Annotated in this window: 19 protein-coding genes; 8 read left to right on the top strand and 11 right to left on the bottom strand. The window is 73.8% G+C overall.

Features of this window, described 5'->3' with window-relative positions:
• Window positions 1–105: 105 nt before the first annotated feature.
• The 9 genes from AC6EUL_RS19620 to AC6EUL_RS19660 form a co-directional block, all read right to left on the bottom strand.
• Complete coding sequence (locus AC6EUL_RS19620) at window positions 106–918, bottom strand: MBL fold metallo-hydrolase (RefSeq protein WP_056349819.1); 813 nt, start codon at window positions 916–918, stop codon at window positions 106–108.
• 72 nt (window positions 919–990) lie between these two features.
• Window positions 991–1,770: a TatD family hydrolase gene (locus AC6EUL_RS19625; RefSeq protein ID WP_499872134.1), complete on the bottom strand. Its 780-nt coding sequence runs from the start codon at window positions 1,768–1,770 to the stop codon at window positions 991–993.
• 59 nt (window positions 1,771–1,829) lie between these two features.
• Window positions 1,830–3,404: a methionine--tRNA ligase gene (metG, locus tag AC6EUL_RS19630; protein ID WP_499872136.1), complete on the bottom strand. Its 1,575-nt coding sequence runs from the start codon at window positions 3,402–3,404 to the stop codon at window positions 1,830–1,832.
• 91 nt (window positions 3,405–3,495) lie between these two features.
• Window positions 3,496–4,560: a DNA polymerase III subunit delta' gene (locus tag AC6EUL_RS19635; RefSeq protein ID WP_056222243.1), complete on the bottom strand. Its 1,065-nt coding sequence runs from the start codon at window positions 4,558–4,560 to the stop codon at window positions 3,496–3,498.
• Entirely contained in the window at window positions 4,550–5,281 is a 732-nt protein-coding gene (gene tmk, locus AC6EUL_RS19640) for a dTMP kinase (protein WP_056222144.1), read from the bottom strand. The genes AC6EUL_RS19635 and tmk overlap by 11 nt, the downstream gene beginning before the upstream one ends.
• Entirely contained in the window at window positions 5,278–6,504 is a 1,227-nt protein-coding gene (locus AC6EUL_RS19645; protein WP_056274903.1) for a D-alanyl-D-alanine carboxypeptidase family protein, read from the bottom strand. Before AC6EUL_RS19645 ends, tmk begins: the two co-directional genes overlap by 4 nt.
• Before the next feature lie 169 nt (window positions 6,505–6,673).
• Window positions 6,674–8,206: a septal ring lytic transglycosylase RlpA family protein gene (locus AC6EUL_RS19650; RefSeq protein ID WP_499872140.1), complete on the bottom strand. Its 1,533-nt coding sequence runs from the start codon at window positions 8,204–8,206 to the stop codon at window positions 6,674–6,676.
• 369 nt (window positions 8,207–8,575) lie between these two features.
• Window positions 8,576–8,902: a ribbon-helix-helix domain-containing protein gene (locus AC6EUL_RS19655; RefSeq protein ID WP_056222132.1), complete on the bottom strand. Its 327-nt coding sequence runs from the start codon at window positions 8,900–8,902 to the stop codon at window positions 8,576–8,578.
• Complete coding sequence (locus tag AC6EUL_RS19660) at window positions 8,886–9,524, bottom strand: division plane positioning ATPase MipZ (RefSeq protein ID WP_056222129.1); 639 nt, start codon at window positions 9,522–9,524, stop codon at window positions 8,886–8,888. Before AC6EUL_RS19660 ends, AC6EUL_RS19655 begins: the two co-directional genes overlap by 17 nt.
• 345 nt (window positions 9,525–9,869) lie before the next feature.
• Here AC6EUL_RS19660 and AC6EUL_RS19665 point away from each other — a divergent pair, with 345 nt between their 5' ends.
• Window positions 9,870–10,460, top strand: coding sequence for a PAS domain-containing protein (locus tag AC6EUL_RS19665; RefSeq protein ID WP_244476432.1), 591 nt, complete (start codon window positions 9,870–9,872; stop codon window positions 10,458–10,460).
• Between the two features lie 33 nt (window positions 10,461–10,493).
• Here AC6EUL_RS19665 and AC6EUL_RS19670 read toward each other — a convergent pair whose 3' ends face one another.
• A complete protein-coding gene (locus AC6EUL_RS19670; RefSeq protein WP_499872143.1) occupies window positions 10,494–11,789 on the bottom strand; it encodes a hypothetical protein in 1,296 nt (431 codons plus the stop codon).
• A 243-nt stretch (window positions 11,790–12,032) separates the two neighbouring features.
• Window positions 12,033–12,803 carry a precorrin-6A synthase (deacetylating) gene (gene cobF, locus AC6EUL_RS19675; protein ID WP_056222122.1) on the bottom strand — a complete coding sequence of 257 codons (771 nt, stop codon included), beginning with the start codon at window positions 12,801–12,803 and terminating at the stop codon, window positions 12,033–12,035.
• Between the two features lie 251 nt (window positions 12,804–13,054).
• Here cobF and AC6EUL_RS19680 point away from each other — a divergent pair, with 251 nt between their 5' ends.
• From AC6EUL_RS19680 to AC6EUL_RS19710, 7 genes are all read left to right on the top strand, one after another.
• The gene (locus tag AC6EUL_RS19680) at window positions 13,055–13,483 is read left to right on the top strand and encodes a hypothetical protein (protein ID WP_499872145.1); all 429 of its coding nucleotides are present in this window, start codon (window positions 13,055–13,057) and stop codon (window positions 13,481–13,483) included.
• A 94-nt stretch (window positions 13,484–13,577) separates the two neighbouring features.
• Entirely contained in the window at window positions 13,578–15,323 is a 1,746-nt protein-coding gene (locus AC6EUL_RS19685) for an efflux RND transporter periplasmic adaptor subunit (RefSeq protein WP_499872147.1), read from the top strand.
• A gap of 11 nt (window positions 15,324–15,334) precedes the next feature.
• Window positions 15,335–18,466 carry an efflux RND transporter permease subunit gene (locus tag AC6EUL_RS19690; protein ID WP_499872149.1) on the top strand — a complete coding sequence of 1,044 codons (3,132 nt, stop codon included), beginning with the start codon at window positions 15,335–15,337 and terminating at the stop codon, window positions 18,464–18,466.
• A gap of 20 nt (window positions 18,467–18,486) precedes the next feature.
• Entirely contained in the window at window positions 18,487–18,927 is a 441-nt protein-coding gene (copM, locus tag AC6EUL_RS19695) for a CopM family metallochaperone (RefSeq protein ID WP_499872151.1), read from the top strand.
• A gap of 75 nt (window positions 18,928–19,002) precedes the next feature.
• Window positions 19,003–19,521: a (2Fe-2S)-binding protein gene (locus AC6EUL_RS19700; protein ID WP_056274916.1), complete on the top strand. Its 519-nt coding sequence runs from the start codon at window positions 19,003–19,005 to the stop codon at window positions 19,519–19,521.
• Complete coding sequence (locus AC6EUL_RS19705; RefSeq protein WP_499872153.1) at window positions 19,518–20,591, top strand: FAD binding domain-containing protein; 1,074 nt, start codon at window positions 19,518–19,520, stop codon at window positions 20,589–20,591. The genes AC6EUL_RS19700 and AC6EUL_RS19705 overlap by 4 nt, the downstream gene beginning before the upstream one ends.
• Window positions 20,584–22,815, top strand: a complete 2,232-nt coding sequence (locus AC6EUL_RS19710) for a xanthine dehydrogenase family protein molybdopterin-binding subunit (protein ID WP_499872155.1) — start codon at window positions 20,584–20,586, stop codon at window positions 22,813–22,815. The genes AC6EUL_RS19705 and AC6EUL_RS19710 overlap by 8 nt, the downstream gene beginning before the upstream one ends.
• The last annotated feature ends 2 nt before the right edge of the window (window positions 22,816–22,817 follow it).

Below are 22,817 nucleotides of genomic sequence, written 5' to 3' on the forward strand. Positions count from 1 at the left end.
TCCCGGGAGTCCGTCCGGTTCATCCTGGCCGAGACGGACTGGCGATTCCTCGTCTCGCCGTTCGTCTTCTCGGGAGAGCCGGTTTCCCCCGATCCCGGACGAACGCTAGAGATCCAGCGTGACGCTCAGCCCGTCATGGGCCGGCACGACGTTCGGCGGCAGCTTGGCGCTCAGCGTGGCGTAGTCGAGATCCGTGTGCAGGTTGGTCAGGATGGCCCGGCGCGGCCGCACCGTCTCGATCAGCGCCAGGGCATCCGAGACCGAGTAATGCGTCGGGTGCGGGGTGTCCCGCAGGGCATCGATGATCAGCAGGTCGAGGCCGTGCAGCCGCGCCTGCGACGCCGCCGGCATCAGGCTGACGTCGGGCGCGTAGGCCGCCGGGCCGAAGCGGAAGCCGAGGGCCGCCTCGTTGCCGTGCTCCAGGCCGAAGGGCAGGGCCGTGATCGCCCCGCCCGGCCCCTCCACCACCGTCGATTCCCCGTCCGCCAGGTCGTGCATGTCGAGGATCGGCGGATACTCGCTGCCGGGGGGCGTCTCGAAGCAGTAGCCGAACCGCGCCTCCAGCAGGCGGCGCGTGCGGGCGTCGGCGAAGACCGGGATGCGCCGGCGCATGTGGATGACCAGGGGCCGCACGTCGTCGATGCCGTGGGTGTGGTCGGCATGGGCATGGGTGAACAGCACCGCATCGAGGCGCTGGACCGCCGCGCCGAGCAGCTGCTCGCGCAGGTCCGGCGAGGTGTCGACGAGGAGGGTGGTGGCGGCTCCTGCCGGGTCGCCGTCCTGCCGCTCCACCAGGAGCGAGCAGCGCCGGCGCCGGTTCCGCGCCTCCTGCGGGTCGCAGGCGCCCCAGCCGTAGCCCACGCGGGGCACGCCCCCGGACGAGCCGCAGCCGAGGATCGTCAATCGCAATGCGCCCATCGGCACCTCCGCCCCCGTTGGTATCGGAGGGGGCGGGGGCCTGTCACGCCCGATCCGAGCCCCCTGCCCGGCTCAGGCCGCGGCCTTGTGGAACAGGCGGTGGAAATTGGCCGTCGTCAGCGCGGCGAAGTCCGAAAACTCCATCTCGAGGGTCTGGGCGAGGGCGCGGGCGGTGTCCGCCGTGTAGGCCGGCTCGTTGGTGCGGCCGCGATGGGGCTCGGGCGCCAGGAAGGGCGCGTCGGTCTCCACCAGGAGGCGGTCGCGCGGCACCGACCGGGCGATCGCCCGCAGGTCGTGGGAGCGCCGAAAGGTGACGATGCCGGAGAAGGACACGCAGAAGCCGAGCTCGACGCCGACCTCGGCCAGGCGCGCCCCCGACGAGAAGCAGTGCAGGACGGCCGTGAAGGTGCCGCGCCCCATCTCGTCGACGAGGATCGCCTCCATCTCCGCATCGGCGTCGCGGGAATGGATCACCAGCGGCAGGCCGGTCTCGCGGGCGGCCGCGATGTGGCGGCGGAAGACCCGCTCCTGCACCGCCTCGGGGGCGGCGTTGTCGTAGTGGAAGTCGAGGCCCGCCTCGCCGATGCCGATGCAGCGGGGATGGTGCGTGCGCGCCACGATGGCCTCGGTCGGCACGTCGGGCTCATCGCCCGCCCCGTCCGGGTGGGTGCCGATGGTGTGCCAGATCTCGGGGTTGGCCTCCGACAGGGCTTCGTAGGTCCGGGCCTTGGCGATCCGCGTGGAGATCGTGACCATCCGGGTCACCCCGGCCGCGCGGGCGCGGGCGAGGACGTTGGGCAGATCCTCCGAAAAATTCGGAAAATCGAGGTGGCAGTGGCTGTCGACCAGCATGAGGCGAGGCTCGGAAAACGGTGGGGTGGGCAAGATGCCGTCGGACGAGACGCCGTCGTTCACGCCGAAGACGCCTCCGGCTCCACGAAGCGCGGGAACAGGCCGACGGGGGCGGGGAGCGGCGTCCCCGGCACGAGGCGACCGCCCTCCCCCACATCGGCCAGCTGGCGCCGGTCCGCCGGCACGGCCAGGAGGTCGAGGAGCCGGGCGCCGGAGCCCGGCATGAAGGGCTGCACCAGGATGCCGATGGCCCGCAGGGTCTCGGCCACGACGGAGAGCGCCGCCGCCATCCGGGCCGGATCGGATTTGCGCAGGACCCAGGGCTTCTGCGCGTCGAAGTAGCGGTCGGCGGCGGTGATCACGGCCCAGATCTCGGCCAGCGCCGTGTGGAGGGCGAGCCGGTCCATGGCCGCCCGCACGGTGGCGGGCAAGGCGTCGGCCAGGGCCAGCAGGGCGCGGTCGTCCTCCGTGAGGACGCCGGGCTCGGGAACCGTGCCGCCGAGGTTCTTGGCGATCATCGAGAGGGAGCGCTGGGCGAGGTTGCCCAGCCCGTTGGAGAGGTCCGCCGTGTAGCGGGAGATGATCGCCTCGTGGCTGTAATTGCCGTCGCCGCCGAAGGGCACCTCGCGCAGCACGAAGTGGCGCACCGCGTCGACCCCGTAGGTCGCGATCAGGTCCATCGGGTCGACGACGTTGCCCAGCGACTTCGACATCTTCTCGCCCTTGGAGAGCAGGAAGCCGTGGCCGAAGACGCGCTTGGGCAGCGGCAGCCCCGCCGACATCAGGAAGGCCGGCCAGTACACCGCGTGGAAGCGGACGATGTCCTTGCCGATGACGTGCAGGTCCATCGGCCAGAACTTCGTCCGCGCGTCGGCCTGGTCGGGAAAGCCCGTGACGGTGAGGTAGTTCGTCAAGGCGTCGACCCAGACGTACATGACGTGGTCGGGGTGCCCGGGCACCGGCACGCCCCAGTCGAAATTCGTGCGGCTGACCGAGAAGTCCTTGAGGCCGGAGCGCACGAAGCTCGCCACCTCGTTGCGCCGGGTCTCGGGGCCGATGAAGTCGGGCTCGGCCTCGTAAAGGGCGAGGAGCCGATCCTGGTAGGCCGAGAGCCGGAACAGGAAGTTCTCCTCCTCCATCCAGGTCACCGGCGTGCCGGTGGCCTTGGCCACGGGGACGCCGTCGGGCCCGGTCTCGAGTTCGTCCTCGGCGTAGTAGGCCTCGTCGCGCACCGAGTACCAGCCGGCATATTTCGACAGGTAGAGGTCGCCGTTGGCCTCCATCCGGCGCCACAACTCCTGGGCGGCCGCGTAATGGTCGGGCTCGGTGGTGCGGATGAAGCGGTCGTGGCTGCAATCCAGGGCCTCGGCCATGGCACGGAAGCGCGCGGACATGGCGTCGACGAGGTCTCGCGGGGTGATCCCGGCCTTGGCCGCCGTCTGCTGGATCTTGACGCCGTGCTCGTCGGTGCCGGTGGAGAACAGCACCTCGTAGCCGTCGAGGCGCTTGAAGCGGGCGATCGCGTCCGTGGCGATCACCTCGTAGGCATGGCCGATATGCGGCGCGCCGTTGGGATAGGAGATCGCGGTGGAGAGACCGAAGGTCTTCGCGGTTGCCGGGTCGGTGGCGGTCACGTCGAGGGGTTCCCCGGATACAGGGTTCACAGGATCAGGCCCCGGAATCGGGTCCCGGGATCACAGGACGGCGGGAGACGACCAGGCCCCGTCAGGCGGCGTCGCGGAGCGCGCCCGCCAGGTCGCCGAACAGGGACAGGACCAGCGGCCGGCGGTCGAGATTGTAGGTCGCGGCCTCCCGCGCGGCGCGGGCGATCTTGTCACACACCTCGACCAGGGCCGCAAGGCGGGCGGGCGGCGCGTGCCGGCGCCGGTCGAGCTCGGCCGAGACGAAGCGGAACACCGTGTCGAGGCTGGCCGCGAAGAGGTCGTCGGAGTCCCGCCCGCTGAGCTTCTCGGCCAGGGCCAGGATGCGGCGCCAGTCCGGGTGGTCGAGGCGGGCCAGCAGGGTCTCGACCTCCGCGACGAGGCTGGCCCGGGCGGGATCGAGCAGGGCGACGGCCTCGGCGACCGAGCCCTCCGAGAGCTGCGCCGCCCGGGCGAGCGCCTCGGGGCCAGGCTGCACGAAGGGCGGCGCGAAGCCGCCGATCACCCGCGCCACCTCGGCCTCCGCGAGGGGGCGCAGGGTCAGGGCCCGGCAGCGCGAGCGGATGGTCGGCAGGAGCCGGCCCGGCGCGTGGCTGACGATGAGGAACAGGCAGCGGGGCGGGGGCTCCTCCACCATCTTCAGGAGCGCATTGGCGCTGTTGGCGTTGAGGTCCTCGGCGCTGTCGACGATGCAGATGCGGTAGCCCGCATTGCCCGCGGTGGAGCCGAACAGCGCGAGGGCGCCGCGGGCCGCATCCACCGAGATCCGGGTCGCCAGGGTCTTGGCCTGGGGGGCCCGGGTCCGGCGCAGGGCCACGAGGTTGGGATGTGACAGGGCCGCGACCTGGCGCGCCGCCGGATGGTCCGGGTCGACGGCGAGACTCGCGGGCGCCCCCTGCGCCGCCGGATGGGCGATGAGCCAGCGGGCGACCCGGTAGGCCAGCGTCGCCTTGCCGATGCCGCGCGGGCCGCCGATGAGCCAGGCATGGTGCAGGCGCCCCGAGGCGATCGCCGCGACGAAGGCGGCCTCCGCCTCGGCATGGCCGACGAGATCGCTCTGCTCGCGCGGGCGCGGGACTTCCGTCAGGTCTCCGGGCTCGACGTCCTCGGGGGCGCGCTCAGGCCGCATCGCCGTGCTCCGTCCCGGGGCGGTCGTCGCTCCGGCCATGGCCGGCCCGCGCGGGCAGCAGCCCGGGCAGGCGCTCGGCCACCACGGCGCGGATCGCGGCCTCGACGGCGTCGGCGGGCAGGGCGGCGTTGACGACGGCGCAGCGTCCGGGCTCCGCCGCCGCGATGGCGCGGAAGGCCGTGCGCAGGCGGGCATGGAAGGCCAGGGCCTCGGCCTCGAAGCGGTCGACCGCGCCCTCGGCACCCGCGGCGCGGCGCGCTTGCGCGCGGGCGAGCCCGAGCTCCGGCTCGCAGTCGAGGATCAGGGTCAGGTCGGGCCGGGTCGGGCCGACGACGACGCCCTCGAGGGCGACCAGCACATCCGGGTCCAGGCCGCCGGCCGCGCCCTGGTAGGCCCGGGTCGAATCGGCAAAGCGGTCGCAGAGCACGATCTCGCCCCGCCCCAGCGCCGGGCGGATCAGGGTGTCGAGGTGGTCGATCCGGGCGGCGGAGAACAGCAGGGCCTCGGCGAAGGGGCCGTAGGGCTTGGCCAGGCCCGCGAGCAGCGCCTCGCGGATCCGCTCGGCCTTGGGCGAGCCGCCGGGCTCGCGCGTCGTCAGCACGGGGCGGCCGGATTCGGCACGCAGATGCGCGGCGAGGCGGCGGATCTGCGTGGACTTGCCGGCCCCCTCCCCGCCCTCGAAGGTGATGAAGGTCCCTCCCCCCGTCCCGGGCGCCGTCACGATTTCGCGCCGGCCTTCTCGAACGCCTTGCGGAACAGGCCGGTGCCGACCTCCCAGGCCGCGTCGAGGGCCCGCTGCGGGAGCGTGCCGGCCTCCACCGTGTCGCCGGCATAGAGCGGCTGGTCGAGGGCCTGGGTGTCGCCGCGGGTGATGCGCAGGCGGCCGATCTCGCGCCCCTGCTCGACCGGGGCGACCAGGGGGCCCTGATAGACCACCCGGGCGGTGATCTTGTCGCCGGAGCCCCGCGGCAGCAGCACCCGCACGGCCTTCTTGGCGACGAGGGGCACGCTGCCCGCCGCGCCGCCGTAGACGGAGGCCTCCGCCACGGTCTCACCGGCGGTGAAGACCTGGCGCGGCTCGAAGGCGCGGAAGCCCCACTCCATCAGCTTGCGCGATTCCGCCGCCCGGTCTCGGGCGGTCTTCAGCCCGCTCACCACCATGATCAGGCGCTGCCCGTTCTGCACCGCCGAGCCGGTGAGGCCGTAGCCGGATTCCTCGAGGTAGCCAGTCTTCAGCCCGTCGGCGCCGAGATCGAGCGTCAGCAGCGGGTTGCGGTTCTGCTGCTTGATCTTGTTCCAGGTGAACTCGCGCTCGGCGAAGATCTTGTACAGGTCCGGGTAGGTCTCGATCAGGTGCAGGGCGAGCTTGGCGAGATCGCGGGCGGTCACCTTCTGGTCGGGGGCCGAGTAGCCGGTCGCGTTGCGGAAGGTCGAGCGCGTCAGGCCGATCTCCCGCGCCCGCGCCGTCATCATCCGCCCGAAATTCTCCTCCGAGCCGGCGATGCCCTCGCCGATGGCGATGGCCGCGTCGTTGCCCGACTGCACGATGAGGCCGCGCAGCAGGTCGGACAGCTTGATGCGGCTGTTGAGCTGCGCGAACATCGAGGAGCCGCCGCCCCCCGCTCCGCCCCGGCGCCAGGCGTCCTCGGTGATCTGGAACTCCGAGTCCATGGTCAGCCGGCCCTGCCGGATCTCGTTGAACACGATCTCGGTGGTCATCAGCTTGGCCATGCTGGCCGGGGAGAAGAGCTCGTCGGCCCCCTTCTCGAACAGCACCGAGCCGGAATCGGCATCGATCAGGATCGCGTGGGGCGCCGCCGTCTGGAAGCTCTGGGCCAGGGCGGAGCCCGCCGCGAACAGGCTCAGCGCCGCGGCCAGGACCAGCCCCGGCACCGCCGCGCGGCCCGCTCCGTTCCGACCCGCGAGGAGCTCTCTCACACTCATACCCTGTCTCACGCCCTGCCTCACGCCGCCCCGTGCATCGCCCCCACGATCAAGCGTGACGTTACAGGTATTTGGCGCCGAGATCGAACCCAAATCACGTGTGGGTCCCCTCGCGCGTCGATGGGTCCCGACGGCCGCGGACGCGCCGCATGCCGCCTCGGCGGGCGTCTCAGCGGGCCTCGGCGAACTGGGCGCGGGTCCGGGCCGGCGCCTTGGCGGCGAGAGCCGTTCGCGCCGCGGGGGTCGCCTTGGCCGGGGGCGTCCCCTGGGCCAGACCGGCGGCCTTGCCGGCCGGCTTGCCGACCGGACCGGCCTTGGCGACCGCGACGGCCTTGGCGACCGCGACGGCTTTGGGCGCCGCCTTGACCTCCGAAGCCATCCTGGCCTCCGAACCGGTCCTGGCCTCCGAACCAGTCCTGGCGACCGCCATCCGGGCGACACCGGGCTGGTGGCCCGATCTCGGTCCGGCGGCCGACAGCCCGGCGGGAGCCGTCCGGGATGCGGGCGCCGGGGTCGCGGCGGCGAAGCGGGCGGTGGCGGCGCGGGGATCGCTCCTGGCCGGCGCCCCGCCGGCCTGGGCGACCGTCGCGAGCCCCTGCCCCAGCCCCTGGCCCTGGCCCTTGCCGGCCGGCGACGCGGCGGCGAGGCGGCTCGCGGTCGCGTGCGGCTCGGGCCGCGCCCCGGCGAGCCGCAGGGGCGGCGGGGTCAGGCTGAGGGGCGCGGGCCGGGCGGCGGCCAGGGTCTGGTGCGGCTCGGACGGGCTGTGCCGCACGGGCCGGAACCCCTCGGCCCGCAGAGCCGTCGGCTGCAGCGCGGCCGGGACCGCGACGGTGGCGGCGCTCGCCACCAGGATGGGGGCGGGCTTGGCCGGACGGGGCGCCGGCGCCGGCGCCGCCTCGGTCGCGGCGACCGGGGCGGCCTCGGCCGCGGGCTGGTCGTCGGCCTCCTTGAAGGCCAGGGCGGGGCGGCTCGCCCGGGCGAGGCGCTCGGCGGAGACCTGCGCCGTGTCCGGGCCGAGATCGGCCAGCATGACCGGCGAGGGGCCGTTGACGGCGGCGGGCCGGCCGTCGGTGCGCAGGGTGGCGAGGAGCTTGCGGTCGTCGCTGCCGGCGGTGGAGGCCTTGCCGGCATACTCGACGCGGACCCGTGCGGTGCCGCTGCGGCGGAATTCGAGCGCCTCGGCCACCTCCTCGGAGACGTCCATCAGGCGGTTGGCGTGATAGGGGCCGCGATCGTTCACCCGGACGATCATCGAGTGGCCGTTGGCCAGGTTGGTGACGCGGGCGTAGCTCGGCAGCGGCAGGGTCGGGTGCGCCGCGGCGATGGAGTGGCGGTCGAACACCTCGCCGTTGGCGGTCATGCGCCCGTGGAAGGCCGAGCCGTACCAGGAGGCCAGGCCCTCGCGGACATAGCCCTTGGCGTCCTCGCGCGGGACGTAGGTGCGCCCGGCCACCACGTAGGGCTTGCCCGAGAAGCGGCGGCCGCCCCCCTTCGGGATCACGTCGCCCTCGTTGTAGAGGCGCGGGCTGGCCTTGACGCCGTATTTCGGATCGAGGCTGGAGCCGGTTCCGGAGGCGCCCGCGAGCTTCTGCGGGGACTGCGCGCAGTTGGCCGTGGTGAGGGCCACGGCCGAGACCGCCAGCAGCCGCCAGAGCGGCAGCGGGGCCGGCCCCGGATGTCCCGGCTTCGTCGTACGCGCCATCGCGATGATCCGCCCCAGCCCCCGCCCCGATCCACAAAACACATTCGAGAGGGACCGCCGGCGGGCGAGAGCAGGACCGGACGAGCCCCCGGGACCGGCGCCCTGCGCCCTTCCCGAGACGGATAAGATTGTCCGAATGCCGTAAAGGAAGACTGAACGCAGGCCTGTCCCGGCGGGGGGACCGGGCCGGGGCCGGGACCGCGGGCCCGGACGGAGGCTCAGCCTGAGGATCGTCCGCCAAGCCTTTGCGGGATTGGGGAAAAATCGTGGTCCGATCGATCGCGGCCGCGGGCCGTCACGCACCGCACGAGGCTGATTCGAAACATCGGAAAGCCCCGGCAAGCTCTTGCTGGGGCTCTTCTTTCGTGCTCAGCGCCCGTCCGGCTCGTTGAGCTGGTCGATGGAGCGGGCGCCGCGCTGCTTGAACAGCAGATCCAGGGCCTCGAGCATCAGGCCGTGCATCTTGGCCCGCTCCGCATGGGCGATGTCGCGCAGCTGATCGTAGACCGGCGGCTCCAGGTAGACCGACATCTGACGGGCGCGCTGCTTCAGGGTGGCGGTGGGGCGCCGCAGCGGGGGCGCGCCGGTGTCGAGCTGGACGATTTCGGCGGTCTGCTGGGGGCCCTGGTGGGACTTGCCCGGCGGGGTCGAGGCGGCAACGATGGAGGCGAGACTCAGCTTAGGCGGCTTTGGCATGCTTGCTCACCTGCATGCGCTTCTCGATCCAGCTCCAGAGCTTGCGCACCTCGGAGGCGGCCTGGCCCTTCGGATTGAACTCGGTGACGCCCTGGCCGACGCCGATGGCGTCCTGGTGGTCGGTGCGGGCGACGATGTTCACGTCCGGCAGGATGCCGAGCACGGCGAGGCCGTCGGCGGCATCGCGGATGCGGTAGGAGCGGGGCGGGGTCTGGTTCAGCACGAAGGCGAACTTCTTCTCCAGCCGGTAGATCGCCGCGAGCGTCGGCTTGAAGGCGCGCAGGTCCGCCGGGGTCGGGCGGCACGGGATGACGCAGAGATCGGCCGCGCGGATCGCCGAGAGGGTGCCGGCGGAATCGACGCCGGGGGTGTCGATGAAGACGTAGTCGTAGGCGGAGTCGCGCAGCTGGGCCATCACGCCCTCGATCTGCGTCGCGTCGATCTGCGCCACTTCCGGGCCCTCGGCGGTGCGATGGTCGAGCCAGTCGCTGATCGTGGCCTGGCGGTCCATCTCGAGGATGCAGACCGAGAGGCCGCGCTCCTGGGCGGCGACCGCCAGGGAGATGCAGAGCGTGCTCTTGCCGCTGCCCCCCTTCTGGGTGACGAACGTGATGGCTTTCATCCTGGCATCCCTTCGCGAGCGTCGACGAGTTCGGGTGACGGTTGGGGGCGGACGGATCCGGCAGTCTGGATCGCCGGTGGACGGGGCGGTGGCCTTCCGTCCTGTGACCCAAGGATGCTGCGATCCCGGATGTCGCCGATCATGGTTAACCAACGGTTAAGCCCGGCGCGGCGGCGGAGATGTGGACAGGCAATTTCAGGTTGCCGGTCTCGCGTGGAATTCGGCCTGGGACCCTTTTCGCAGCGAATCTTCCGCTCTAGGGTGCTGCACGCCCAGCGCTCTGTGCGGCCGATCAGGCAACCTCAGGTCGTCTGCGCGGATCCGCTCCTGCCGGTGAGGAGACCCATGATGCGATCCCCGCCGCCGGAGTCGGAGGCCGACATTCCCGGGGGCCTGCGGGCGGCCCTCGCCGCCTCGGGCGTGGTCGGCGCCTGGGTGCACGACATCTGGGCGGACCGCCTCGTCGTCTCGGCCCCGGTGGCCCGGGCCGTCGGGTGGCCGCCGGAGGCGGGCGCGCGGGGCGTGCCGCTGGCGCGCTTCCTCGCCCGCATCCACGACGCGGACCGCGCGCGGGTCGACAACGCCCTCCACGCGGCGATCGCCCGGGGCGGCGCCTTCGCGGTGGCCTTCCGCACCCGCGGCCCGCGCCGGCTGGACCTGCGCCGGCTGGACCTGCGCGGACGCATCGAGCCCGACGCCGCGGGGACCCCGGCGCGGGCGCGCGGCATCGTCCTCGACCTGGCCGAGGACCGCGCGGACGGCCCCCGGGACCAGCATGCGGTGAACCGGATGGCCGAACACGCCATCGCCCTGCGCGGCCTCGCCGACGATCTCGCCCGGCCCGGCCTGTCGCGGCTCCTCGATCGCCTGATGGTGGAGATCGGCCTCGAGCTCGCCCGCCACCTCCGGGACAGTCCGGACGGCCAGCGGCACTGACACGAAGAGCCCGGATGAGACGAAGGGCCCGGATCAGCGGGTCAGGGCCGTGGCCTCCCGCGTCGGGTGGCCCCGGTGGCTCGCGAGCTCCCGCAGGATCGGCCCGGCTCCGGGCCGTGCCAGGGCCTCGGCGTAGGCCGCGATCAGGCCGGCGCAGTCCCGGGCGATGCGCGTCGTGCGCGCGGGCTCGGCAGCGGGCGCGGCCATCGCCGCGCCCGCCCCCTGCCCGGCCGCCCGGGCGAGCACGGTCGCGGCCGCATCGTCGTCCAGGATGTCCTGCGCCGCCAGGAGGTTGCCCGCTCCGCCGATGCTGAGGCAGACCTGCGGGTCGGCCCGGCGCATCGCCCGCAGGAGAACGCGGCCGGTGGCGACCCAGGTGGCGTCGTCGGCGCCGCGCAGGATGCGGGCGATGGCGCGCGCGGCCCCCGCCCGCAGGCGGTCCAGGGCCGCGCCCTCGGGCAGGCCGGCCCGGTAGCCGTCGAGATAGGCGGCCGCCAGCGCGTCGAGGACGTCGCCCCGCCCCGCGAGGGCGCCCCGCCCCGCGAGGGCGCCCCGCCCCGCGAGGGCGCCGAGGAGCGGCAGCGCGCCCAGGATCGCCGCCCGGGCGCCGGCGGAACTCGGATCGTCGTCGAGGGTGGAATCGGGGAAGCGGTCGGTGTCGACCAGCGCGGTGGCGACCCGCGCCCGGATCAGGCGGGCGGGCTCGGGGATCCACAGGCTGTCGGAGGCCACGGCGAGGGCCTCGGCGGCGAAGGCCGGGTCGACGCCGGCGGCCAGGTAGGCCGCCCGCTCGGCCGAGGCGTCGGCCTGCACCACCTGGCCGAACAGGCCGGGATCGTAGGGGGCATGGAAGCCGAGGCGGCCGTCCGTCACGAGGTAGCGCTCGGCCCCGCGCACGAAGGCCAGGGTGCAGGCGGAGACGCAATAGTCCGGCACGTAGGTGGCAAGGCCCCGGGCGGCGATGAGGTCGCCGATCGCCGTCGCCTCCTCCACGAGGCCGCCCTCGCTGGTGAGATGGATGCGCGTCACCTCCGGATGGATCGCCAGCAGGGCTGCGAGGCGCGCGGCCGTCCCGGCCCCGATCGCCCCGGCGAACCGGATGTCGCGCCCCTCCGGCCCGAGGGCGATGCGCGCCGGGGGCCCGGGCTCCTGCGTGTGGAAGTGGTCCTCCAGGTGCAGGGACAGGGCGGTGTAGGCCGCGCCGAGGGCGGGAAGCGCCCCGGCGGCCGCCAGGACGGCGCAGGCGACCCCGGCGACCAGCACCGCACAGAGCGTCCGCGCGCGCCCCTGCCCTCCGAACCCGTCCGCCCAAACCTCGTGCGCCGCCATCCGCAAGCCCTCCCGATCCTAGCCCGCGACAGTCGTCGTCGCGGCCGGATCGGACGATTATTGGCCCGGCGAAGTCTCGTGCAAACACCCGGCCAAGTCTCGGACAGTCACGGGTCGCACCAGCTTTGGAGGAAATGGATTTTTGTTGATGTGTCCCTGCGGCGACGCGGGAGAATCCCCTGTCGGTCGGGCAGGAGGCCGGAGGATCCTTCCGGCGGATGGGCGACCATGTCGCAGGCGGTCTCAGTCCGCGCTGGCCGGCTCGGGCGGGCGCAGGAGATAGGTGTCCATGATCCAGCCGTGCCGGGCGCGGGCGGCCGCGCGGACGGCGCCGATCTCGTCGGCCACGTCGCCGAGGCGGCCCGAGACCAGGATCTCGTCGGCGGTCCCGAGGAAGGCGCCCCAGTAGATGGTCAGGTCCGGGTCGAGATGGTCGAAGCGGGGCCGGCCGTCGAGCATCACCACGGTGGCGTCGCTGCCCGCGGGCAGGCCGCCGGCGATCTGCCGGCCGGTGGTGATGGTGATCGGGCCGCCGATGCGGTTGAGGGGGATGCGGTGGCCGGCCGCGAGCGCCTGGACGCTGGTGATGCCCGGGATCACCCGGACCGCGAGGTCCAGGGTTCGGCGCGCCCGGATGCGGTCGAGGATGCGGAGCGTGCTGTCGTAGAGGGAGGGATCGCCCCAGACCAGGATGGCGCCGCAGCCCTCCGGGCCGAGTTCCGTCGCGATCATCGCCTCGTAGAGCGCCGCGCGCGCGGCGTGCCAGGCCTCGACGGTGGCTCCGTAATCGGACGGATTGCGGTCGCGCTCGGGATCCTGGGCCTCGACGAAGCGGTAGGGCCTGTCCGTGAGATACCGGCTGCAGATCTCCCGGCGCAGGTCGACGAGGTCGGCCTTCGCGCGGCCCTTGTCGAGGGCGAAGACCACGTCGGCGGTGTTGAGGGCGCGGATCGCCTGGATCGTCATGTGCTCGGGGTTGCCGGTGCCGATCCCGATCACCAGGAGAGTTCTCATCGCGCGCCGTCCTCCGCTGCCGCCTACAGGCGGTGCCGCCTGCAGGCGGTGCCGCCCGAAGGCGGAGCCTCCGGGTCGCCCGCTTAGAGCATGCGGCGGGGGAGGGGAACCGGTGCCGCGAGAAACCCCGTGCGTTCCCAGCCTCTTAGGTCGAGCCGGGGTGCCCGCGGGCACGCCCTGCGCGAAAACCGGCCTGTCGTCGCCCGGCGCGGTGTGCTATGTCTGTCGTTGATATGATGCGCGTCCGGCACATGGCACTCTGGCTCGCGGCGGTGATCGTGCTGATCGCCGTCGGCCTCATGCCGTCCGGCGCCGAAGCCCATGCGGGCCATCCGCACGCCGCGGGTGTGGCCGCGACCGCCCCCTCCCCCGCCGTCTCGGCGGAGGCCCGGCTCGGCGGCGAAGACCGGATCCTCCTGCCGCGGGCCGCGATCCGGACCCGCGTGGTGCTGGCCGCCGCCCCGATCAAGGCGCTGAGCACCGGCGCCTGCGACGGCCTCTGCGGCCATGCCGGCTGCCGCAGCTCGAACGCCTGCTGCACCGGGGCCGGGCTCGCCCCGGAAAGCGACGCCGTGGCCGGCCCGCGCGGGCCCGGCGACCGCGCCCTGGCACGCGCCCTCCCCGCCCGGACGGACATCGTCCCGGAAACCCTCCCCGAACCGCCTCGATTCGACGCCTGACGCTGCCGCGCGTCCCATGAGGCCCGCGAGACTCCCGATGGAGGCTCGCGGCCGGGACGCCGTTCCGTGCTCCTCGGCGAAAGACTCCCGGTCCATGTTCCGTTGCCTTGCGGCCGCCCTGCGCGCGCTCGCCCTCCTCGTCGCCCTCGCGCTCCCCGCCCTGCCCGTCCTGTCCGGGGCCGCCCTCGCCCATGAGGGCCACGATCATGGTGCGGACGCGCCGCCGGCTCCGGCCGCGACGGCCCCGCGGGCGGAGGCCGTCTCCGAGCGCTTCGAGCTCGTCGCCGTGGTGCAGGGCACCGATCTCGTGCTCTACCTCGACGCCTTCGCCACCAACGCCCCCGTCCCGGAGGCGGGCGTCGCCGTGATGACGCCCGAGGGCCGGCGCAAGGCCACCGAGACCGCGCCCGGCACCTACCGCCTCGCGGCGCCCTGGCTCGCGGCCGGGACCGACCACGACCTCGTCGTCGGCGTCTCGGCCGAGGGCCGCACCGACCTCCTCGACCTCGATCTCCACCTGCCCGCCCCGATCGCGGCCCCGACCGCCGGACCTTCGGCCTCGGGCGCCGCCGCCTCGGCCACGGCCCTGGCCGACCGCCTCGCGCGGCAGAGCCCGGCGGCGCTGGCGGCCGGCGGATTCCTGATGGGGCTCGGGGCGTTCGCCCTGGCGCTCCGGCGCCGCGCGGGCCAGTCTCTGGCCGTGATCCTGGCCGTCCTCCTCGCCGTCGGGGCGACGCTGGTGCTCGCCCTGTTCCTCGGCGGCGCGGCGCAGGCGCACGAGGGCCACGGCCCCGACCAGACGCAGCCGCCCGTCACCCCGGCGGCGCTCACCGGCGGCACCCTGATGGAGCGGGCGCGCCGCCTGCCCGACGGCTCGGTCTTCGTGCCGAAGTCGCTGCAGCGGCTGCTGGCCCTGCGCACCGGCCTGACGGCGCAAGCCTCCGTCACCCGGAGCGTCGCGTTGCCGGGCCGGATCATCCCCGACCCGAATGCCAGCGGCGTGGTGCAATCCTCCGTCGGCGGCCGGCTGGCGCCGCCGGAGCGGGGCTTTCCCCGCCTCGGCACCCGGGTGACGCGCGGCGAGGTGCTCGCCACCGTGACGCCGCCGGTCCAGGCGGTGGACGTCTCCGACATGCGCCAGCGCCAGGGCGAGCTCGACCAGCAGATCGCCATCCTGGAGCGCCGGGTCGGGCGCTTCGAGCGGCTCTCCACCACCGGCGCGGTGGCGCAGACCCAGCTCGACGACGCCCGCTCGGAACTCGGCGGCCTGCGGGACCGCCGCGCCGCCCTCGACGCCATCCGGCGCGAGCCCGAATCCCTCGTCGCCCCCGTCGACGGCGTCATCGCCGAGGCGAACGCGGTGGCGGGCGCCATGGCGGCCCCCGGCACCGTGGTCTACCGCATCGTCGATCCGGGCAAGCTCTGGGTCGAGGCCCTGAGCTTCGAGGCGCTGGCCGAGGGCAGCCGGGCCACCGCGCGCCTGGGCGACGGCGGCACCCTGCAGCTCGCCTATCGCGGCACGGGGCTCGCGGACCGCAACCAGGCGGTGCCGGTCCAGTTCGCGGTGGAGGGCGAGGCGAAGGGCCTGCGCCTGGGCCAGTTCGTCACCGTGCTGGCCCCCGTCGGCCAGGCCCGCCCCGGCCTGCCGGTGGCGCGCTCCGGCGTCGTGCGGGCGGAGGGCGGCAGCCTCGTCTACGAGCACGTCAGCGCCGAGCGCTTCCTCGGCCGCCCGGTGCGGGTGGCGCCGCTGGATGCCGACCGGATGCTGGTGGAGGACGGGATCGCGGCCGGGCGCCGCGTCGTCGTCCAGGGCGCCGAGCTCCTCGACCAGATCCGCTGAGGAGAGGCCCGATGTTCGAGACCATCGTCGCGCAGTCCCTGCGCAACCGCCTGCTCGTGCTGGCGCTGGCCGCCGCCCTGGTGCTGACCGGGCTCCTCGCCCTGACCCGCCTGCCCGTCGACGTGCTGCCGGACCTCAACCGGCCCACCGTCACGGTGATGACGGAGGCGGAAGGGCTCGCGCCCCCGGAGGTCGAGCAGCGCGTCAGCTACCCGATCGAGACCCGGATGAACGGCCTGCCCGGCGTCACCCGGGTGCGCTCGGTCTCGGGCATCGGCCTGTCCATCGTCACCGTCGAGTTCGCCTGGGACGCCGACCTCTACCGGGCGCGCCAGTTCGTGGCCGAGCGCCTGGCGCTGGCCCGCTCGGAGCTCCCCGCCGACGTGATGCCCCAGATGGGGCCGGTCTCGTCGATCATGGGCGGCATCCTGCTGGTGGCGGTGACCTCCGAGACCGCGAGCCCGATGCAACTGCGCGAGACCGCCGACTTCACCATCCGGCCGCGCCTCCTGTCCATTCCGGGCGTGGCGCAGGTCATCCCGATCGGCGGCGCGGTGCGCCAGTTCCGGGTGGCGCCGAACCCCGCCGCCATGCGGGCCCTGGGCGTCACCCATGCCAGCCTGACCCAGGCCCTGGAGGGCTTCGGCACCAATGCGGGCGGCGGCTTCACCGATGCGGGGGCCCGCGAGGTGCTGATCCGCGCCATCGGCCGGACCATCGACCTCGACGACCTGCGCAACCTCGTGGTGGGCACGCCCGCGGGTCCGGTCTACCTGCGGCAGGTGGCGGAGGTGGATTTCGCCCCCCGGCCCCGGCGCGGCGATGGCGGCTATCTGGGCAAGCCCGCCGTCATCGTCTCGGTGGAGAAGCAGCCGGGCGTCGATACGGTGCGGCTGACGAAGACCGTGGAAGAGGCGCTGGCCCAGCTCGGCCCCAGCCTGCCGCCCGGGATCCAGGCCGACAAGGTGCTGTTCCGGCAGGCGGATTTCATCGAGACCTCCCTGCACAACGTGGTCCAGGTGCTGCTCGAGGCCGTCGCCGTGGTGGCTTTGGTGCTGTTCGCCTTCCTGATGAACGCGCGCACCACCCTGATCTCGCTCACGGCGATCCCGGTCTCGATCCTCGCCACGGCGGCGATCTTCTCCGCGCTCGGGCTGTCCATCAACACGATGACGCTGGGCGGCCTCGCCATCGCCATCGGCGAGCTCGTCGACGACGCGGTGGTGGATGTCGAGAACATCCTGCGGCGCCTGCGCGAGAACCGTCACGAGGGCGCGCCCCGCACGGCCTTCGCGGTGATCGTGGCGGCCTCCAACGAGGTCCGCTCCGGCATCGTCTACGCGACCGTGATCATCTGCCTCGTCTTCGTGCCGCTCTTCGCCCTGTCGGGCATCGAGGGCCGGCTCTTCGCCCCCCTGGGGCAGGCCTACATCATCGCGATCCTGTCGAGCCTGCTCGTCTCGCTCACCCTGACACCCGCCCTCGCCTCCTGGCTGCTCCCCGGCCTGAAGACCCTGGAGGCGCCGGAGGGCCGGCTGATCCGCGGTCTCAAGGCCGGCAACGGCCGCCTCGTCGCGTTCGCCTTCGGTCACCCGCGCGCCGTGATGGCGGCGGCCGTGCTCGGCGTCGGTGCGGCGGCCTTCGCCGCCACCACGCTGCCGCGGGCCTTCCTGCCGGCCTTCAACGAGGGCTCGTTCACCGTCAACCTCGCCTTCACGCCGGGCATCTCCCTCGCCGAATCGAGCCGGATCGGCGCCATCGCCGAAGGTCTGGTCCTCGACATCCCGGAGGTGGACCGGGTCGGGCGCCGCACCGGCCGGGCCGAGCTCGACGAGCATGCCGAGGGCGTCCACTCCACGGACCTGGAGATCGCGATGAAGCCCGGCGGGCGGCCGCGCGCGGCCATCGTGGCGGATCTGCGGGCGCGCCTGGGCGTGCTGCCGGTCTCGCTCAATGTCGGCCAGCCGATCTCGCACCGCCTCGACCACATGCTCTCGGGCGTCCGAGCCGAGATCGCCCTCAAGCTGTTCGGCGAGGACCTCGACGGCCTGCGCCGCACGGCCGAAGCCCTCACGACCGCGTTCGAGACGATCCCCGGCATCGCCGACCTGTCCATCGAGAAGCAGGTCCGGATCCCGCATCTCGAGGTCCGGGTCGATTCCGGACGCGCCGCCCTCTACGGCATCGCCCCCGGCGCCGTGGTCGAGGCGGTGAGCCGGCTGGCCAACGGCCGGGTGGTCTCGACCCTGGTGGACGGCCTGCGCCGCTACGACGTCACCCTGCGCCTGCCGGAATCCGGCCGCTCGGTGGCGGCACTTCGCGAACTCCTCATCGAGACGCCCACCGGCTGGGTGCCGGCCCACGCGCTGGCCGACATCACCGAGCGCGACGGCCCCAACCAGATTCTTCGCGAGAACGGCCGGCGCAGGCTGGTCGTGCAGGCCAACACCCAGGCGGGCGCGGACGGCGCGGCGGTGGCCGCCGCCATGGCCGACACGCTGGCGCGCACGACGCTCCCCCAGGGCATCACCGCGAGCCTGGAGGGCGCGTTCCAGGCGCAGGGGGAGGCGACCCGCACCATCGGGCTCCTCAGCCTCGTCTCGCTGGCCCTGGTCTTCGCCCTGCTGGCGAGCCGCTACCGCTCCGGCGTGCTCGCCCTCATCGTCATGGGCAACGTGCCGCTCGCCCTCATCGGCAGCGTCGCGGCGCTCTTCCTCGCCGGGCTGCCCCTCTCGGTGGCCTCGATGATCGGCTTCGTGACGCTCACCGGCATCGTCGCCCGCAACGGCATCCTGAAGATCAGCCACATCCTCAACCTCGGCATCGCCGAGGGCCTGCCCTTCGGGCCGGCCCTGGTGCTGCGGGCCAGCAACGAGCGGCTGGTGCCCGTCCTGATGACGGCGCTGGCCGCCGGCATCGCCCTGGTGCCCCTCCTCGTCGACGGCACGGCGCCCGGCAAGGAGATCCTCCACCCCGTCGCGGTCACGATCTTCGGCGGCCTCTTCAGCGCCACCCTCCTCGACGCGGTGCTCACCCCCGTCCTCGTCCTGCGCTTCGGCCGGGGCGCCTTCGGCCGCCTCCAGGCGGCGCAAGGCCCTGCCTCGGCGCCGGCCGCGGGCGCCCCCGCCCCGGCCCTGTTCTGATCTCCCGGAGACCGACCCCCATGAAGACCGCCGCCGCCGTCCTCGCCACCGTCGCCCTCTTCGCCCTGACGGGCGCCGCCCCGGCCCATGAGGATCACCCCGCGGGGGATGGCCACGACCACGGCCACGCCACACCGGGCCATTCGCACGCGGAAAAACCGGCCGGCGCGGCGAAGGCCGGCGCATCCCCCTCCACCAGGGCGTTCCAGGAGGCCGCCATGCGCATGCACGGCGACATGGACATCCGCTATTCCGGCGATGTCGACCGCGATTTCGCCGCCGGCATGATCCCGCACCATGCCGGCGCCATCGCCATGGCCCGGGTCGCCCTGCAATACTCGAAGGACCCGGAGGTCCGGGCGCTCGCCGAGCGCATCGTCACGGCGCAGGACACCGAGATCGCGCAGATGCGGGCCATCCTGGCGCGCAAGGAGGCGGAGGCGAAGGCCGCCGCGCGCTGAAGCCCCCCCTGGTCGGGCACCGCGCCGGTTCTATCTGGAGCCTTTCCAGACAAGCCGGCCGGAGGTGTCCCCCGCATGAGCTTTCCCATCACGCTGACCGTGAATGGCGTGCGCCGCAGCGTCGTCCTGGAGGATGCGCGCGTCACCCTCCTCGACCTGTTGCGCGAGCGCCTCGACCTCACCGGGGCCAAGAAGGGCTGCGACCGGGGCCAGTGCGGGGCCTGCACCATCCTCCTCGACGGCGTCCGGGTGAATGCGTGCCTGGCGCTCGCCGTCAGCCACGACGGGGCCTCGATCACCACCATCGAGGGCCTCGCCGCGGGCGACGCCCTGCACCCGGTCCAGGCCGCCTTCCTGGAGCATGACGGCTTCCAGTGCGGCTTCTGCACCCCGGGCCAGATCCTCGGCGCGGTCGGGCTGATCCAGGAGGGCCAGACCGGGGGCGACCCCGAGCGGGTGCGCGAGGGCATGAGCGGGAACCTCTGCCGCTGCGGCGCCTATGCGGGCATCACGGATGCGGTGCTCACCGCCCATGCGGCGATGAGCGGGCCGGACGTCCTGCCCGGCCGCCAGCTCGCGGAGGATGCGGCGTGAAGGCCTTCGACTACATCCGCGCCACCAGCGTCGCCGAGGCGGTGGCGGCCGCCGCCCGGCCGGGGGCGGCCTATCTCGCCGCCGGCACCAACCTCGTCGACCTGATGAAGGGCGGGATCAGCCGGCCCGACACCCTCGTCGACGTCACCCGCCTGCCCGGCCTCGACCGCATCGAGCGCGGCGCCGACGGGTCGACCCGGATCGGCGCCCTGGTGCGCAACGCGGCCCTGGCGCACGACGCGACCATCGCCCGGCGCTACCCGGCCCTGGCGGAAGCCCTGCTCTCGGGCGCCTCGGGCCAGCTCCGCAACGCCGCCACCACCGCCGGGAACGTGCTGCAGCGGACCCGCTGCCAGTATTTCTACGACACCGCCAGCCCCTGCAACAAGCGCGACCCCGGCGCCGGCTGCGCGGCGCTGGGCGGCGTCACCCGGAGCCACGCGGTGCTCGGCTGGAGCGATCACTGCATCGCCACCCACCCGTCCGACTTCTGCGTGCCGCTCGCCGCCCTCGACGCCACCGTCGAGATCGCGGGGGCCGGCGGCACCCGCTCCGTGCCCCTGGAGGCGTTCCACCGCCTGCCCGGCGATCACCCGGAGCGCGAGACCGTTCTGGAAGCGGGCGACCTCGTCGTCGCCGTCACCCTGCCCCCCGAGGCGGAGGCCTTCGCCGGGCACAGCCGCTACCTCAAGGTCCGCGAGCGTACCTCCTACGCCTTCGCGGTGGTGTCGGCGGCGGTGGGTCTGGCGATGGACGGGGACCGGATCGGGCAGGCCCGCATCGCGCTCGGCAGCGTCGCCCTGAAGCCCTGGCGCGCCCGGGCGGCGGAGGATCTGCTGGCCGGTGCCGCCCCCACGCCCGAGACCTTCGCGAAGGCGGCCGAGGCGGCGCTGGCCGACGCCAGGCCCTCGGGGGACAACGCCTACAAGATCGAGCTCGCCCGCCGCATCGTGGTCCGCGCGCTCACCCTGGCGGCCGCCGGCACGCCGGAGCGCGTCCCCGCGCTCCCGGCCAGCCCCTTCGCTCCCCATCCCCCCACCCCCTCGGCCGGAGTTCCCGCCCATGCCTGAGCGTCAGCGCCACGGCGCCTCCATCGGCCAGCCGCTCACCCGGCGCGACGGCCATGCCAAGATCACCGGGGCGGCCCGCTACAGCGCGGATTTCCGGCCCGAGGGCCTGGCCCACGCCGTGATGGCGGTGAGTGCGGTCGCCCGCGGCCGGGTCACCCATCTCGACGTCGCGGCGGCGGAGGCCCATCCCGGCGTCGTCGCGGTGATGACGCCGCAGAACGCCCCGGCGCTCGCCCAGTCGCCGGACCTGAAGGACAATCCCTTCGCCTTCCGCCTCGACCTCCTGCAGAACGACGGCGTGCGCTACGCCAACCAGCCGATCGCGGTGGTGATCGCCGAGACGCTGGAGGCCGCCACCGAGGGCGCGGCCCTGCTGGCGCCCCGCTACGATTCGGAGCCCGTCAGCGTCGCCCTCGGGGCCGGCGAGATCTTCCGCCCCGAGACCGTCGGGGCCGGCTCGGCCACCGACGAGGGCTCGGGCGACCTCGCCGCCGGCATGGCGGCGGCCGAGACCCGGATCGAGGCGACCTACGACACGGCCGCGCAGTACCACAACGCCCTGGAGCCCCATGCCAGCGTGGCCGCGTGGGACGGCGACCGCCTGACCCTCTACACGCCGACCCAGGCGCTCTGGATCGCCAAGGGCCGGCTCGCCGGCCTGTTCGGCATTCCGCCCGAGAACATCCACGTGGTCTGCCACTATCTCGGCGGCGGCTTCGGCTCGAAGGGCTTCATCGCCGCGCCGCAGATCCTCGGCATCATGGCGGCGAAGCTCGTGGGACGCCCCGTCAAGCTGGTGACCCGGCGCGAGCAGATGTTCGGCCCGGTCGGCCACCGCGCCGCCACGCGCCAGACCCTGAAGCTCGGCGCCTCCCGGGACGGCACCCTCACGGCCCTCGACCACCACACCCTGACCCTGACGAGCCGGCACGACGACTTCATCGAGCCCTCCGGCATCCTCTCGCGCCACCTCTACGCGGCCGGCGCGATCGCCACCACGCACGCGGTCTCCCGGGCCGATATCGGCACCCCGATCTTCATGCGGGCCCCCGGCGAGGCCTCGGGCAGCGTCGCGGTGGAGAGTGCGCTGGACGAGCTGGCCCTCAAGCTCGACCTCGATCCCCTGGAGATCCGCCTGCGCAACTACGCGGAGGTCGAGCCGATCACACACCGGCCCTTCTCCTCGAAGGCGCTGCGCGAATGCTACGCCCAAGGAGCCGCGCGCTTCGGCTGGGCCGCCCGCCCGCGCCAGCCGCGCCAGATGCGCGACGCCGACGGGCTCCTGGTCGGCTGGGGCCTCGGCACCGCCACCTACCCGGCCGGGATGATGCAGGGCGAGGCCCGCGCCACGATCCGGGCCGACGGCACGGGGCTCATCGAGACCGCCGCCCAGGACATGGGCCAGGGCGCCTGGACGGTGCTGGCGCAGATCGGCGCCGACGGGCTCGGCCTCCCGATTACCCAAGTCGAGCTGCGCATCGGCGATTCGAACCTGCCCAACGGCGGCCTGGCCGGCGGCTCCACCGGCACCGCCACCAGCGGCACGGCGGTGGACAACGCCGCGCAGGGCGCCATCGCCGCCCTGGCGGAGCTCGCCGTCAACGACCGCGCCTCGCCCCTCTACGGCGCCGGCAATGCCGGCGTCACCGCCGCCGACGGCCGCCTCGCCCGCCGGGACGACCCCGCCCGCTCCGAATCCTTCGGCGAGATCCTGGCCCGCGCCGGCAGGACCTCCGTCGAGGCCAAGGGACAGGGCGCGGGCGACCCCGCATCGCGAAAGACCTACGCGATGCACGCGCACGGGGCGGTCTACGCGGAGGTGAAGGTCGACCCCGACCTCGGCCAGATCCGGGTGACGCGCCTCGTGGGCGCCTTCGCGGCCGGGCGGATCATCAACCCGCATCTCGTGCGCAGCCAGTATTACGGCGGCATGATCTGGGGCGTGTCCCTGGCCCTGCACGAGCACGCGTTGCTCGACCCGCGCTCGGGCCGGGTGATGAACGGGAACCTGGCCGAGTACCACATCCCGGTGAACGCCGACGTGCCCGCCATGGAGGCGATCCTGGTGGAGGAGCACGACCCGCACGTGAACCCGCTGGGCATCAAGGGGGTGGGCGAGATCGGCATCACCGGCACCGCCGGCGCCATCGCCAACGCGGTCTGGCACGCCACCGGCGTGCGGGTGCGCGACATCCCGATCACCCTGGACAAGCTGCTGGGGTGAGG

The sequence above is a fragment of the Methylobacterium sp. 001424705 genome (assembly GCF_059816145.1).

Coding starts and splice junctions, on each gene's coding strand:
- AC6EUL_RS19655 (WP_056222132.1), bottom strand. CDS start 8,902: ATGCCAAAGCCGCCTAAGCTGAGTCTCGCCTCCATCGTTGCCGCCTCG.
- AC6EUL_RS19650 (WP_499872140.1), bottom strand. CDS start 8,206: ATGGCGCGTACGACGAAGCCGGGACATCCGGGGCCGGCCCCGCTGCCG.
- AC6EUL_RS19690 (WP_499872149.1), top strand. CDS start 15,335: ATGTTCGAGACCATCGTCGCGCAGTCCCTGCGCAACCGCCTGCTCGTG.
- AC6EUL_RS19665 (WP_244476432.1), top strand. CDS start 9,870: ATGATGCGATCCCCGCCGCCGGAGTCGGAGGCCGACATTCCCGGGGGC.
- AC6EUL_RS19685 (WP_499872147.1), top strand. CDS start 13,578: ATGTTCCGTTGCCTTGCGGCCGCCCTGCGCGCGCTCGCCCTCCTCGTC.
- AC6EUL_RS19625 (WP_499872134.1), bottom strand. CDS start 1,770: ATGCTGGTCGACAGCCACTGCCACCTCGATTTTCCGAATTTTTCGGAG.
- AC6EUL_RS19635 (WP_056222243.1), bottom strand. CDS start 4,560: ATGCGGCCTGAGCGCGCCCCCGAGGACGTCGAGCCCGGAGACCTGACG.
- AC6EUL_RS19620 (WP_056349819.1), bottom strand. CDS start 918: ATGGGCGCATTGCGATTGACGATCCTCGGCTGCGGCTCGTCCGGGGGC.
- AC6EUL_RS19700 (WP_056274916.1), top strand. CDS start 19,003: ATGAGCTTTCCCATCACGCTGACCGTGAATGGCGTGCGCCGCAGCGTC.
- AC6EUL_RS19670 (WP_499872143.1), bottom strand. CDS start 11,789: ATGGCGGCGCACGAGGTTTGGGCGGACGGGTTCGGAGGGCAGGGGCGC.
- AC6EUL_RS19645 (WP_056274903.1), bottom strand. CDS start 6,504: ATGAGTGTGAGAGAGCTCCTCGCGGGTCGGAACGGAGCGGGCCGCGCG.
- copM (WP_499872151.1), top strand. CDS start 18,487: ATGAAGACCGCCGCCGCCGTCCTCGCCACCGTCGCCCTCTTCGCCCTG.
- AC6EUL_RS19710 (WP_499872155.1), top strand. CDS start 20,584: ATGCCTGAGCGTCAGCGCCACGGCGCCTCCATCGGCCAGCCGCTCACC.
- AC6EUL_RS19660 (WP_056222129.1), bottom strand. CDS start 9,524: ATGAAAGCCATCACGTTCGTCACCCAGAAGGGGGGCAGCGGCAAGAGC.
- AC6EUL_RS19680 (WP_499872145.1), top strand. CDS start 13,055: ATGGCACTCTGGCTCGCGGCGGTGATCGTGCTGATCGCCGTCGGCCTC.
- cobF (WP_056222122.1), bottom strand. CDS start 12,803: ATGAGAACTCTCCTGGTGATCGGGATCGGCACCGGCAACCCCGAGCAC.